The 14,493-nt window shown below is 54.2% G+C and carries 11 protein-coding genes; 3 read left to right on the forward strand and 8 right to left on the reverse strand.

Annotation, left to right across the window (positions count from 1 at the left end; genetic code table 11):
- Positions 1–62: 62 nt before the first annotated feature.
- The gene (locus tag AAC086_RS06865; protein ID WP_339776897.1) at positions 63–764 is read right to left on the reverse strand and encodes a copper homeostasis protein CutC; all 702 of its coding nucleotides are present in this window, start codon (positions 762–764) and stop codon (positions 63–65) included.
- 32 nt (positions 765–796) lie between these two features.
- Entirely contained in the window at positions 797–1,714 is a 918-nt protein-coding gene (locus AAC086_RS06870; RefSeq protein WP_339776900.1) for an ROK family protein, read from the reverse strand.
- Positions 1,715–2,279: 565 nt separating this feature from the next.
- Here AAC086_RS06870 and AAC086_RS06875 point away from each other — a divergent pair.
- Positions 2,280–5,354, forward strand: coding sequence for a hypothetical protein (locus AAC086_RS06875; protein ID WP_339776902.1), 3,075 nt, complete (start codon positions 2,280–2,282; stop codon positions 5,352–5,354).
- Positions 5,355–5,436: 82 nt separating this feature from the next.
- Here the strand turns inward: AAC086_RS06875 and AAC086_RS06880 are convergent, their stop codons facing one another.
- Together AAC086_RS06880 and thrC are read right to left on the reverse strand one after the other, a co-directional pair.
- A complete protein-coding gene (locus tag AAC086_RS06880) occupies positions 5,437–6,696 on the reverse strand; it encodes a pitrilysin family protein (RefSeq protein ID WP_339776904.1) in 1,260 nt (419 codons plus the stop codon).
- Positions 6,697–6,750: 54 nt separating this feature from the next.
- The gene (gene thrC, locus AAC086_RS06885) at positions 6,751–8,148 is read right to left on the reverse strand and encodes a threonine synthase (protein ID WP_339776925.1); all 1,398 of its coding nucleotides are present in this window, start codon (positions 8,146–8,148) and stop codon (positions 6,751–6,753) included.
- Positions 8,149–8,489: 341 nt separating this feature from the next.
- On the opposite strand from thrC, the gene AAC086_RS06890 reads away from it, so the two are divergent.
- Together AAC086_RS06890 and AAC086_RS06895 are read left to right on the forward strand one after the other, a co-directional pair.
- Positions 8,490–9,221 (forward strand): ABC transporter substrate-binding protein, encoded by a 732-nt coding sequence (locus AAC086_RS06890; protein WP_339776906.1) that lies wholly within the window; start codon positions 8,490–8,492, stop codon positions 9,219–9,221.
- A 107-nt stretch (positions 9,222–9,328) separates the two neighbouring features.
- The gene (locus AAC086_RS06895; RefSeq protein WP_339776907.1) at positions 9,329–10,888 is read left to right on the forward strand and encodes a methyl-accepting chemotaxis protein; all 1,560 of its coding nucleotides are present in this window, start codon (positions 9,329–9,331) and stop codon (positions 10,886–10,888) included.
- 57 nt (positions 10,889–10,945) lie between these two features.
- On the opposite strand, the gene AAC086_RS06900 is transcribed toward AAC086_RS06895, so the two are convergent.
- The 4 genes from AAC086_RS06900 to AAC086_RS06915 all read right to left on the reverse strand — a co-directional run bounded on the left by AAC086_RS06900 (position 10,946) and on the right by AAC086_RS06915 (position 14,236).
- Positions 10,946–11,350 carry a cyclic nucleotide-binding domain-containing protein gene (locus AAC086_RS06900; protein WP_339776910.1) on the reverse strand — a complete coding sequence of 135 codons (405 nt, stop codon included), beginning with the start codon at positions 11,348–11,350 and terminating at the stop codon, positions 10,946–10,948.
- 136 nt (positions 11,351–11,486) lie between these two features.
- Positions 11,487–12,974, reverse strand: a complete 1,488-nt coding sequence (locus AAC086_RS06905) for a carboxypeptidase M32 (RefSeq protein ID WP_339776912.1) — start codon at positions 12,972–12,974, stop codon at positions 11,487–11,489.
- Between the two features lie 163 nt (positions 12,975–13,137).
- A complete protein-coding gene (locus tag AAC086_RS06910; RefSeq protein ID WP_339776913.1) occupies positions 13,138–13,860 on the reverse strand; it encodes an SURF1 family protein in 723 nt (240 codons plus the stop codon).
- A gap of 7 nt (positions 13,861–13,867) precedes the next feature.
- Positions 13,868–14,236, reverse strand: coding sequence for a DUF983 domain-containing protein (locus tag AAC086_RS06915; RefSeq protein ID WP_339776915.1), 369 nt, complete (start codon positions 14,234–14,236; stop codon positions 13,868–13,870).
- Positions 14,237–14,493 lie beyond the last annotated feature (257 nt).

The following is a 14,493-nucleotide window of genomic DNA, read 5'->3' on the forward strand; positions in this document are numbered from 1 at the left end:
AACGGGCCACGGTTCCTGAAACACAAAGGGTCGATGTCAAAGCACGAACAGATTCTGCCTGTTTAATGATCCATCGCCCGGCGCAGGGCGCGCACGGCCCTGGCATCGGTGGCAACGCGGCCTTCCTCGCCCGGTTTTGCCTTATGTTTGCATGAGGCATGTAATTGCGCGGCACCGGTTTTGGCGCGCAGGGTGCGGGCATTGGCGGCACTAACACCGCTGCCCGGTAAAATGATAATCCGGCCAGCGGCACGCGCAATCAAATCGGCAATCAGCGCGCAGCCTTCCTCGGCGGTGTTTTGCTGGCCCGATGTCAGAATGCGGTCAAAGCCCAGATCCACTGCTGTTTCCAACGCCACAAATGCATCGGGGGTAACATCAAAGGCGCGATGCAGCGTTTTTGCCATCCCTGCTGCCGCGTCACACAACAAATGCAGGGCATCGGTATCAAGGCTGCCATCTTCGCGGCTGGCACCAAAAACAACGCCCTGGGCCCCGGCATCGCGGGCCAGAGCGATTTCGCGGGTCATGGTTTCAATTTCGCTGGTACAATAGACAAAATTGCCCGGTCGTGGCCGGATCATGACAAAACACGGCACCGCAATATCGGCAATGCGCGCCAGCGCACCCGGTGTGGGCGTTAAGCCGCCCACCGCCAGAGCCGAACAATATTCAATGCGATCCGCGCCATGGTCGGCGGCGATTTTCGCATCTTCAAAACTTTCAACGCATATTTCCAATGTCATATGGCTGATACGGGTCACAGGCGGCCTCCTTTCGGGTCAGACACGGCAAATCAAAGATCATGTAACAAGGCAGCGCCCCGCAGGCCGCCATCGGCAAAAAAATGCCCCGGCACCACCAGGGCATGGTCATAGCGGCCCAAAACGCTGGCGCGCACGGCCGCATCAAGGCGGGCGATTAATCCCTGTTCAGCAGCAAGGCCGCCCCCCACCGGGATAATATCGGGGTCCAGCACATTCACCATCAGGCGCAATTGCCCGGCAACCAGATCGACAAAAACATCAATGGTTTTAAGGGCGTCGCTGTTGCCTGCCCGCCAGGCGCGGGTAATATCCTGGCTGGAAAGATCGCGGTCATGCAAGGCGGTATGAAGGCGTTCAAGCCCGCGTGCCGCCCCCCACGGATCAAGGCAGGACGCCCCGCCACAGCCACACTGGCGCGCCTTTATGCCATGGCGCATCAGGGGCCCGGAAATATCGTTGCCATGCCCCCACTCGCCGCGAATGCCGCTGCGTCCGCCAATAAAATGGCCATCGACAACAATGCCACCGCCCACCCCGGTGCCCAGAATAATGGCAAACACTGTGCGGTGATTTTCCCCCGCCCCTTGTCGGGCTTCGGCCAGGGCAAAACAATCGGCGTCGTTTTCGACCCGAACCGGGCGGTGCAAAACAGCACTTAACCCCGCCCCGATCGGCCAGCCCTTGATCGGCGGCACATTGGCCGAAATCACCGCCCCGCTTTCCGGGTCCAGCCCCCCGGCAAAACTGATGCCGACCGGGGGCAGGGAAGCAATGCCATCCCCGGCAAACGTCTGATCAGCCTTTAGAACCAGATCCCGGATTGCGTTGATAAAACTGTCGCGATCTTCAAGCGGGGTGGCAACCTTGTGCCGGTGCAAAATGGTGCCGTGATCATCAAAAACACCAAACTCTATTTTCGTGCCACCAATATCAAATGCGTATTTCATTGAACCTTGCCTTGCGATCCCATAATTTCGCCCTTCACAATTTATCTGCCGTCACCCGCCATCACCCGGGAGCCAGCCCCTGCCTGACCAGGATACGGCCCGCCATCGCAAAAACCGCCTGCCCACCTTGCGCGATGTTGCCAACCGTGCCGATATGTCGCGGTTAAAACCGCGCCATCGGCGGGCACAAAATACCCCCCCCTCCCGGGAAGCCAGGCTGGCCCGTGTTGTTATCCCTCATATCGGTGACCTTGGGGTCTGAACCTGAATGTGTTTGATATCCTGACGGACCGATTACCCAATATCGGCAAGCAGGCATCACGAAGGGGTTGAGACGGGTGAGCAGGACGCAGAATTTTGCGGGGCAGTATCAACGGTTTTGTCGACACCAACCTTATCTTTTCCGATTTTATGGGCCGAAGGCAAGCCCGCGATGTTATTGACACGAATTATCATGCCCCCCAAAACAAAATCAAACCACCCTTCCCGCTTACCCGTTTTTAGATGGCGTCGGCAACCTTGCCTTGTATAGTTACCACAGGCGGCAAAATATGGGGGAACACAGGTGCCAGATACGCAAACGGAAGAAAGCCCGACCAGCCCGCTAAATGCCGACGATATCGTCGAAAAACTGGCGCAGGCCGATTTTCTGTCAGGCTTGCTGGCTGATCCCGACGTAAAAGCCGCATTGCTGGGCGAAATACGCGAACTGGGGTTTCGCCCGCCTTTGCACTATGTCGTTTTGCGCCTGATCACCGCCCTTGTTGCAAAATCCGAATCCTTTATCGGCAAGGCAATCTCATCGCGGCTGCAAGCCTTTATTGCCAAAGTCCCGGCACTGGCAGGACTGCTAGAACGGCTAATCACTATCCAGCATGGCAAGGAAACCAACGACGCCCTTAAAACCAGCATCCTTGGTGCCATAACAGAAGGCAGGCCGTTTGATATTAATGCCATCGAAATTGACAACACCACCCCCATCGAAACCATGCTGGCGCTGCATAATGTTCAGGGTTTCGAGAGAGTTCTGGGCGGGCTTGACGGGCAAACAGACACCCTGATCCGGACCTTCCGCGAAGACATCAGCAACCTTTTTCAAAATATGGTCGCCCCCGCCCTGTCGTGGCCCCCAGAAGTCCTTTCACCTAAAGGCGCGTTTGACCGCGTTAAATATACGTCCGGCCTTGATCAACTTTATGGGCGCGACAAAGAAATCACCCTTTTGCATCAATTTGCCGGTGACCTCTCTCTATGTGGGCGGCTGTTTAATTTCCGCTGGATGCTGCTGACCGGCGATGGCGGCACGGGTAAAACCCGGCTGGCCTACGATTTCACCCGTAAGCACTTAAACCAACACATCTGGGATGCCGGTCGCCTGTCTATCGACGATTTGCCAGGTTTTAATGATCTGGAAAAATGGCGACCCCGCCAACCCACCTTTATCGTCATTGACTATGTCAGCGGCCACCCGGAAAAAACCGGCAAATTGTTGCGTATTCTTGCCCGCAAGGCCGCACATTATGATTTTCCAGTCCGGGTTTTGTTGCTTGAACGCAAAGCCGATGAAAACTGGCTGGGCAAAATGCTGCCCGAAGACGGCGATAAACCGATGGTGATGAACCATATCTTCGGGCATGAGGATGAAAAAGGGCGGATTATCCCGCCCGTAGACGCAACAGCTATCAAGAAGATGATGAAGGAGCGCTTTGCCAAAGCCGGGCAAACACCCCCAGATGATGCCCTTCTTTTGGCGGCGGCGCAAAGGGTGGATACCAGACCACATGATGCCAACCTTCCCCGCCCGCTTTTTGCCCTTGCCACGGCAGAAGCGATGATGGCCGAAGCCGAAAAAGAACCCGAAGCACAACCCGATTTTGCAAAAATCGCTGCCCTGCTTAATCAGGAAGACGTCCTTGCCGGAATGCTGCGGCGCGAAGAACACACCCGCTGGCAACCCGCCGCGCCAAATGATGGCGGCGGCACCCTAACGCGCTATAAACTCGCCTTGGCACTGGCAACACTTACAAAAGGGCTAGACCTTAATGACCTCGACACAAAACAAGAGGATTACGGCCCCTTTGCGCGCCACCTGCCCGATCCGCCCCCCGATCACCATCAAGGAATGATCAGCGCCCTTGGCGGCAGCCACACATTCCTGCCACCGCTGGAGCCCGACATTATGGGCGAGTTTTTTCTGGCCGAAACCCTGCTGAACGATATTTCCAGGCATAGGCACAGTTTTCTGAGCGCCACCTTGGAAAAAGGACATATAGAACCGCTGATCACCCTTTTGCGTCTGCAACAAGACTTCCCGCAAAAAATCGCCGCCATTGATATTCCGGCAGCAATGCTTGCCTGCCAAACCGAAACAGCCGCCTTCTCCTACGCATCGATGGCACCGGATTGGGTCAACCAATGCTATCGATCACATGACCCGGACGCGGCTGACAGTTTCATGAAGTCAGTTAAACACCTCGTCACGCAATTCGACAAAAACGCCAAAATCGCACTGTCGGAGGCCAAGGCCACATTCAATATCTGCCACCATACTGGCAAAAAAGGCGAATGGGAACGGGTCGACGCGATGATGGCGCGACTGGACGCCCTCCGCAGCCAATTCCGCAGTAATCACGAAATCGCACTAGAGGAGGCCAAGGCCGCATTCAATATCTGCATTGATGCCGATCAAAGCGGCGATGAGGAACGGATCAAGGCGATGCTGCACCGCTTTGATAAACTGCGATCCAAATTCAGCGAGAATGAAGAAATCGCGCAGGAAGAAGCCAAAGCCGCAGTCAATATTTGCCTTTATGCCTTAGAAAGCGGCGATTGGGAGCGGGTTGATACGACGCTGAGCCGCATCCATACCCTGCGATCCAAATTCAATGAGAATGAACAAATCGCGCGGTGTGAGGCGAGGGCTGCTTACAATATCAGCATTGGTGCCGCTCAAAACAGAGGCTGGGAACGGGTTGAGGCGATGTTGCGCCGCTTCGATGCCTTGCGATCCAAATTCAGCGAGAATGAAGAAATCGTGCAGGAAGAAGCCCAGGCCGCTACCAATATCTGCATTTATGCTGCTACAAGTGGCGATTGGAAACAGGTTGAAGCGATGCTGCGCCGCTTCGATACCCTTCGATCCCAATTCGGTCAAAATGAAAAAATCGCAATAGAAGAAGCTAAGACGGCTTTCCATATCTGCTTTCATGCTGGCGAAAGCGGCGATTGGAAACAGGTTGAAGCGATGCTGCGTCGCTTCGATACCCTGCGATCCAAATTCGGCCAGAATGAAGAAATCGCGTGCCTGGAGACGAACGCTGCTTACAATCTCAGTGTTATTGCCACTCAAAGCGGCAATTGGGAACAGATTGAGGCAACGCTGAGCCGTATCGATACCCTGCGATCCAAATTCAATGAGAATGAAGAAATCGTGCGGTGGGAGACAAAGGCCGCTTTCAATATCAGTCTTATTGCTACTCAAAGAGGCAATACAGAACGCGTTAAGGCAATGATAGCGCGGCTGATCACAATTACCAATACGTTCGGAGTCAAGTTTGTAGTTGATGAAAGTAACGGGCAACCCTCCACACTGGCCGACGCCATCAATTATGTAACAGAGATACAAGGCAACAAACCCTGACCATACCACGCAATAAAAAACGGCGCCTGCCGTAAGACAGACGCCGTTTGAAATCATGGTATCAGACCGCCAGCCAGTGCCATCAAGCCCGCAGCCGATCCACCAGCGTGTCATATTCCGGCATTTTGCCGACCGGGCCAAGGGCGGTGACGGTGGGTTTGCCTTTGAGCAGGGCTTCGCCCGCCGCACGAACCTTGTTCAAATCAACCGCTTCGATCTTTTCGATGATTTCGGCGATGGTTTGCGGGCCGCCATGGACCTGAATTTGCCGGGCGAGCGTCTCGCAGCGCGCCGAATTGCTTTCCATGCCCATCACGACCATGGCTTTCAGCTGGGCACGGGCGCGGTTGACTTCTTCTTCGGTGAGGTCAAGGGTGGCGCGTTTTAGTTCGTCGCACATCACCGGCATGAGTTCGGGCAGGTCATCGGGTCCGGTGCCAGCATAGATCGAGAACAGGCCGCCATCGACATAGTGCGACGAGAAGCTGTAAACCGAATAGACCAGCCCGCGTTTTTCGCGGATTTCCTGAAACAGGCGCGACGACATGCCGCCACCCAAAAGGGTGTTAAACACCTGCACGTCATAGAAACTGTCATCGGCATAAGGCACCGTGGGCAGGCCAAAAATGACATGGGCCTGTTCAAGGTCGCGCTGTTCGATGCGCTGGCCACCTTCATAGCGCAGCACTTCCATATCGTGGTCTTCGTGGGTCGGCAGATTGGTGAATTTTGATGAAACCAGATCGACGATTTCAGTGTGGTTCACATTGCCCGAAGCCGAAAACACCATGCGTTTGGCACTATAGCGCCGCGACATGAAATCAAACAAATCATCGCGCGACAGGCTGGAAACATTTTCAGGGGTGCCGAGAATAGAGCGGCCCAATGCCTGGTTTGGCAGAGCGGTTTCCTGAAAATAATCAAACACAATGTCGTCCGGCGTATCGTTGGCCTGGCCGATTTCCTGCAAAATCACCTGGCGTTCGCGTTCCAGCTCTTTTTCATCAAGGGTGGAATTTTGCAAAATATCGGCGATCACATCAATCGCCAGGGCCTGGTCTTCGTGCAGCACCTTGCAATAATAGGCGGTATTCTCGCGCGAGGTATAGGCATTCATCTGCCCGCCCACCGCTTCGATTTCTTCGGAAATTTGCAGCGCACTGCGTTTGCGCGTGCCTTTAAATGCCATGTGTTCAAGCATATGGGAAATGCCGTTAATTTCGGGCGTCTCATTGCGCGCCCCGACATCGACCCATGCACCCAAAGCCACCGACTGCACATGTTCCAGGCGGTCGGTGGCGACAATCATGCCATTGTCAAGCTCGGTCAGCTCGACTGTCATTCAGATATTCTCCTGTTTCATATCAAGGTCCAACGATCCAATTACTGCCTTTCTTCAGGCCGCACGCCGGTTTTTACGGACATGCGCCATCAGGGCATCGGCATCGTTGGTCATGGGTTCAAGTTTCTCTGGTCGCTCATATAGGTCGGACAGGCGTTCGGGCAAGTCCGGGTATATGCCGGATGCCTGTTTAACCGCATCGGGGAACTTGGCCGGGTGTGCCGTTGCCAGGGCAATCATCGGCACCGAGCGGTCGCGGTTGCACGCCCGCCCGGCGGCAATGCCAATCACGGAATGCGGGTCCACCAGTTCACCGGTTTTTTGATACACATCGAGAATGGCGGCCCGGGTCTGGTCATCATCCATCCGATAGCCATCAAAAAGGTCGCGGGCTTTGGCAAAGCGGCCCTGCGACATTTCCATGATGCCGGTTTTGCGAAATTCGGTCATCAGTTCGGCAATCGCCGCCCCGTCGCGGTCATACAAATCAAACAGCAAACGTTCAAAATTGCTGCTGACCTGAATATCCATCGACGGGCTGATGGTGGGGTGAACCCCGTCCATTTTCATCACGCCATTGTCAAAAAACCGCGCCAGAATGTCGTTGGAATTAGACCCGACCACAAACTGTTTGATCGGCAGGCCCATTTGCAGGGCCGCATACCCGGCATAAACATTGCCAAAATTGCCCGACGGCACCGAAAACGATATTTCACGGTCGGGGGCGCCCAACTGCACCCCGGCCCAGAAATAATAGGCGATCTGGCACATGATGCGCGCCCAGTTGATGGAATTGACGGCCGAAAGGCCAATTTCATCGCGGAAAGCATGATCGTTAAACAGCGCCTTGACCAGATCCTGGCAATCATCGAACGAGCCATCCACCGCAAGGTTATGGACGTTATCGGCGATCACGGTGGTCATCTGGCGGCGTTGCACTTCGGACACGCGCCCGGCAGGATGCAAAATGAAAATATCAACATTATCGCGGTCGCGGCAGGCTTCAATCGCGGCGGACCCGGTATCGCCCGAGGTTGCCCCGACAATGGTAATGCGCTGGCCGCGCTGTGCCAGAACATGGTCAAACAAACGCCCCACCACCTGAAGCGCATAATCCTTAAACGCCAAAGTCGGGCCGTGAAACAGTTCCATCACCCAGTCATTGGCACCTAACTGTTTAAGCGGGGCAACGGCGGTGTGGTTAAACCCGGCATAGGTTTCATCAAGAATGGTTTTCAGGGCGGCATCATCGACGCTACCGGCAACAAAAGGCTGTATGACGGAAAAGGCCACTTCGGCATAGGTCATATTGCGAAAGGAACGGATGTCTTCAGGGGTGAATTGCGGCCATTTTTCAGGAACATACAAGCCGCCGTCCCGGGCAAGACCATCGAGAAAAACGTCATCAAACTGCAAACCGGAGACGCCACCCCGGGTGCTACAATATTTGATCATATTTGCTCCTGAATTGGACAGTTCCATGCCAGCAACCACCTTTGCCCTGTTAATGCCAGACGATTTAACGCCCGTGTTAGTGAGGCGTTGCCCGACCTTAGTCAAGGGCAATTATACCCGAATTTTCCAAACAATAATGACCGCGTAATCTTCGCAACATGATCGGCCTGGCCAAACCCGGTATTCATTGCCTCCCCGGCCACCTGTTATCGCGCACCATAAACTGCGGCACAAAAATATCCCCAACAAGCTGGCCCTGTGTTCCACCCAAACAGGGAAAATGGTTTCAAAGCAACCACACGGTCAAAAAAACAATCACAGGATATAGGAGTTTCACGATGAGTTCGATTTTTCCAAGCGTCAAAAAACTGCTTTTTGCCACCGCCGCCCTGCTGAGCGCACAAACGGCATCTGCCGAAACCATCAAGCTGGCCACACTTGAATGGCCGCCTTATACCGGTGCCAAATTACCCGAAGGCGGCCAGTCCACCATCGAGGTCAAAAAGCTGTTTGCCGGTGCAGGTTTTGATCTGGATTACGTGGTGTTGCCGTGGAACCGTGCCATTGACACAGGAACCACAGACCCGGCCTTTGCCGGCTATTACCCGGAATATTATGATGCCAGCCGCGATGCCGAAAAAAATGCCAGCGGCAATTGCCTGTTTTCGAACAGTTTTGGCAAATCACCGGTCGGATTTATTCAGAATGTTGCCACGCCCATTACATGGTCCAGCCACGAGGATCTTGAGAAATACACAATTGGCGTGGTGAGCGGTTATGTCAATGAAACCACATTCGACGCCATGGTCGCGGCCGGAAAAATAAAGGTCGATGCCGTTGTCAGTGATGTGCAGAACATCAAAAAAGTCGCTGCGGGCCGGGTGAATGCGGCCGTCATTGACAAAAATGTCCTCACCTATTCGCTGTCATCCGACCCCGCACTTAAAAACATCGCCGATAAAATCAGCTTTAACGAAAAACTGCTGGCCGATAATGATCTGTATGTTTGTTTTCAAAACAATGACAAAGGCAAAGCCATGCGCGCGGCCTTTAACGCACAGATAAAATAGATCATTCCCTGCTTGATGTTATTTGCAACAGGTAACGGGCTGGTTCGCGCCTTTGCGCGCAGGACCGGCCCGGTGGACCAAATTCCTTTGCGTAAGGGATCCTTATAATGCTCAGTAAAATGTCAATGCAAAGCCGCGCAACACTGACCCTCGCATCGGCCATTTGTATTGTTCTTGTCATTGCTTTTGGCTTTATTTTCAATCGGTTTGTAACTTTAACAACCGATTCTCTTACGGCACGCGCCCAGATTACAGCGTCCCTTCAGGCCGGAACCGTGGCAGGCGCATTATGGGACATGAATGACGATCGTATCACAAATGTTCTCGACGCCATGAGCCGCGACCCCGATTTTGTCTCGGTTCAAATTGTCGATAAAACAGGCACCATTACCTATAAACACGGTACTCCGCGCGAAACCGATGTCATCAGCTCGACAGCGGATGTTTTTTATCAGGAAAACGGCAGCAACGAAAATCTGGGATCGCTGGTTTTACAATTGTCGACAAAAGGGGCAGAGCAGGAGGCACGATCCATTACCGTGATCGGTTTGGGCACCATTATCGTCATGGTGATCGTTATGATCGGCGTCATTTATATGAATATCCGCAGCATTACCCGACCGATAAAAAGCATTATTTTTGACATCGACGAAATTCAGAAGAAAAATTACGACCTTAAAATTGCCGGACTGGAGCGCCACGACGAGATTGGCACGCTGGCAAAGGCGGTAAATGATTTCCGTAAAAACCTGGCAAGTGCTGAACAATTGCGCGCAGAACATGACCGGGAAAAAGAACAAAACGAAATGACGCGCAAAAATGCGCTCAGGCGCGTTGCCGACGAACTTGAATCCTCAACCGGCAAGGTTGTTTCGTCTCTGACACAGGCCACCATAAGCCTCGATACAACCGGTGATGCCCTCAAATCATCCAGCACTACCTGTTATAAACTGGTGCAGAATGCCAATGGCGGCGCGCAGACCGCCGCCGAGAATGTGAATACCGTTGCCTCTGCATCCGAACAGCTTTCAATGTCGATTACAGAAATCAATCAGCAGGTAGCGCAATCGGTTCGTATTGCCCAGGAGGCCGTCAACGAAGCCCAGAATACAGCCGGTCTTATGGATGAACTTAACAAGGCATCCAGCCAGATTGGCGATGTGGTTAATCTGATTAACGAAATTGCCGGGCAAACCAACCTTCTGGCCTTGAATGCCACAATCGAAGCCGCCCGTGCCGGGGATGCAGGCAAAGGATTTGCCGTCGTGGCCCAGGAAGTAAAAAACCTTGCCAGCCAAACCAGCAAGGCGACCGAAGACATTTCAGACAGCGTCAATGCAATGCAGAGCCGTACCGAAAATGCCGTGGCGGCTATTGAGAAAATTCGTAAGATTATTGGTCAAATCGATGGTGTGTCTTCTGCCATTGCCGCCGCCATCGAACAGCAAGGGGCTGCAGCCAACGAAATTACGCGCTCGATCAGCCAGGCAGCACAGGGCACGGGCATTGTCAGCACATCTGTCACATCGGTTTTATCCGAGGTGGAAAAAGGCAACAATGCCGCTGTCGATGTTTTACAGGTGGGTATCTCGATCACCGATCTTGTGGCGCGGCTGGGCACATCGCTTGACAGTTTTCTGCAACGGGTTCGCATCGAAGCTCGTTAAAACACCCGGATAAAAACACACCAAAACAAAGGGACCGGTCAGATTGCGCCGGTCCCGTCATTCCTCGAACGGAATGCCATGTTTGCGCAACAGGCCTTCAAGTTTGACCGAACGCCGGGTGATTTGCCGATAGTTCGCCAATAAAATACGCAAGATGGCGCGAATGAAGCGATCCGATTCGTTAAGTTTATATTCAAACTGGCGCCGCGAAATGGCGATCACGACGGTTCGGTCGCGCGCCCGGGCCGAGGCCATACGCGGGGCATCATCGATCAGCGAAAGCTCGCCAAACAGGCCGCCCGGTTCGATATGCCCCAGCACAACATCTTCACCGCCGGTGATGCTTTTATAAATCTCGACCGACCCTTCCTGCACCACATAGGCGGCACCACCGGGTTTTCCTTCACGGAAAATAATTTGTCCCGCTGCAAAGACCTGACGGTCCATTACCTTTGATGCCATTTGCCTGTCTGATCCTGTTCGATTTAGCGTCTGTAAATTTCTGATCTGATAATCTGATGATCTGATCCGGACCGCTCGCAAACTCTATAGCCTATCGGGGCAAAGGGCGAGCAAGCAGTACCGAAATTACCATAATTTAACCGCCATAACGCGTTTGCAAATGGCTGATGAAAGCCGTGGTTTGCAACGGCGCGCCGGTGGCAGCCATCAGGATATCATCAGTGGTGGCACTGGACCCCTTGCCATGCACATGGGCGCGAAGCCAGGTCATAAGCGGGGCAAAATTGCCATTGGCAAGGTTTTCCATCACATCGGGCACAGCCTGGCGAATGGTCGCAAACAGCTGGGCGGCGGCCATGGCCCCCATGGTATAAGTCGGGAAATACCCCCACGCACCAGACGGCCAGTGAATATCTTGCAGGCACCCATTGCCATCATTAGGCGGGGTAATCCCCAACAGCGACTGCATCATATCGTTCCAGGCACCGGGCAAATCGGCCAGTTTCATGTTGCCTTCGATCAATGCGCGCTCCAGGCGATAGCGCAAAATCACATGCGACGGATAGGTGACTTCATCAGCATCCACCCGGATCAGGCCCGGTTCAACCCGTGTGTAAAGCCGATACAGGTTTTCAGCCTCCCATGCCGGGCCATCGCCGTTAAAAGCCGATTTAAACAGCGGGGCGGCATAGGTTAAAAATTCCTGCGACCGGCTGGCCTGCATTTCAATCAACAAGGACTGGCTTTCATGCAGGCTCATGCCGCGCGCCTTGCCAACCGGTTGCATCCGCCATGCTTTGGGCAGGCCGCGTTCATACATGGCATGCCCGGTTTCGTGCATCACGCCCATGATGGCGCTGGTAAAGTCGGCTTCGTTATAACGGGTGGTAAGGCGCACATCATCGGCCGTGCCGCCACAAAACGGATGATGGGAAATATCCAGTCGGCCATGGTCAAAATCAAACCCGACGGCTTTCATCAGATCCAGGCCAATGGCATTTTGCGTTGCAATTGGAAACGGCCCTTGCGGCTGCAACGCCGCCGGTTCGGCTTTTTGCCGTTCAATCACGCTGGCGGTAAAGTCCGGCAAAAAGGCTTCCAGATCGGCAAAAAGCCCATCAATGCGCGCGCAACGCATGGACGGATCATATTGATCGAGCAGTGCATCATACACCGAACAGCCCAGCGCCTCGGCCTTGGCGGTGCCAGCTTCGATTGACAGGTCCAGCACGGTTTGCAGTTTGGGCAACAGGGCAGCGAAATCGTTTTCGGCGCGCGCGCTGCGCCATGCCACCTCGCACGCGGTGGACGCCCGCGAAATCGCCTCGACCAAATCACCGGGCACGGCATTGCCATGCACCCATTCGCGTTTCATTTCATGCAGGTTGGCGCGCTGCCAATCGGTCAGGGTTTCGCCTTCGGCCTCGGCCAGAAGGTCCGCCAAGGCAGCATCCTTGATCAATTCGTTAGACATAACATCAAGGGTGGCAAGCTGTTCTGATCGCGATTCTGCCGCGCCATCGGGCATCATGGTCGCCATATCCCAATGCAGCATCCCGCCAATATCTGCCAGAATGTTCAGACGACGAAAACGGTTTTCAAGCGCAAGATAGGCTTTGGTCATGGGGGCTCCGCAGCAGTGAGGACTAAACAACCAAGGACAGAAATGTCATCAGAAACAGGCGCGATCACACAAATGCCCACCCCTTGCCCTTTGCGGGCAGAGGGAGCAGGTGCAAATCACAATCACACTGAAAACTAGTCTGTCAGGGGCCTTGACCGCAAGGTCAATCCGCCTTGGGAAGTGCCGGGCGGCGATGATAGATGATAAAAATCACCACCAGTGCAACTGCAAGGGAAAACCATGTGATCGCATACTGCAAATGGTTGTTGGGCAGCGTCACATGTGCCTGCCCGCCCTTGGGCCATCCGCCGGGGTTGGATGTGGCGTCGGCTTCCAGGTAATAGGGACTGGCAAGGTCACCACCGGCTTCTTCGGCCATGTGTTGCGGGTCAACAAAGAACCACTGGTTTTTCACCGGGTCGTTTTCGGGCTGGGCCCAATGGCGCGGCCGGGCGACCTGCAAAACGCCGGTTACGTCAACCTGGCCCGCCACCTGGCCTTGTGCACGGGTGGCGGGGTCGCGTTTGTCGTCGGGCACCCAGCCGCGGTTCACCAGAATGATGCGGCCATCGGCCTGTTCAAGCGGGGTAATTACTTGATACCCAACGCTGCCCTGCATGGTGCGCGCCATTAAATACATTTCCTGATCATGCAGGAAACGGCCATGGGCGCGAACGGCGCGAAACGACAGGTCGGGGTCGATTTTGGCCACATCAACAGGAAAATCAATCGGGGCCATGCTGGCCTGGGCTTCGCGCTGGGCGATCAGGTTTTCTTTCCAAAACAGGCGTTCCACCTGCCAGGCCCCCAAAACCAGCAAAATCAGCAATGCCAAACCGGCAGAAATCGAAATTGCGACGGTTGGCCGCGTTTTAAAAAGCACCATAAAGGGCCTATTCCTGTTCCGTGGTCGAACGGTGACGATATTGCAGGGCAACCATCACCCCTTTAAGCGGCCGCAACAGCAAAAGGGTAACCCCGATCACGGTTGGAAACCACATAACCACATGCAGCCACAAAGGCGGTTGGTACGTCAATTCCACCCATAAGGCAAGGGGGACCACCAAAAAACCAAGGATGAAAATGATAAAGATGGCAGGCCCATCGCCAGCATCGTGGCCCCGCAGATCGAGGCCGCAAACATCGCACTGTTCGCGCACCACCAGAAAACCTGAAAACAGCTTTCCCCCGCCGCAGCGCGGGCATTTGCACGCAAGGCCGGTACGAATGGGCGAAAGCAGTGGATAATAATCCAGGGTCATCAGGTCATTAAAACCTTTGAAGCAAAACAGCTTGTTTGCAAGAACACCTCATGGCGAACCTCGCCAAGAACGACAGTACCGTAAGCTATATGGCGCAACGGGCAACGAGCGACGGGCGCCGGATAACAGCCACCAACAACCCGCCCGCCGATTGAGGGTCTCGTTGATCAAACCCGATCAACGAGACGGAACCTCAAAAGGGCTAAAGCACTTTTCCTTTAATATGACCCATTTTGTTTGTTTTTGGCGTGTCGTTT

It is taken from the genome of uncultured Thalassospira sp., assembly GCF_963976115.1.
Lineage (GTDB): Bacteria > Pseudomonadota > Alphaproteobacteria > Rhodospirillales > Thalassospiraceae > Thalassospira.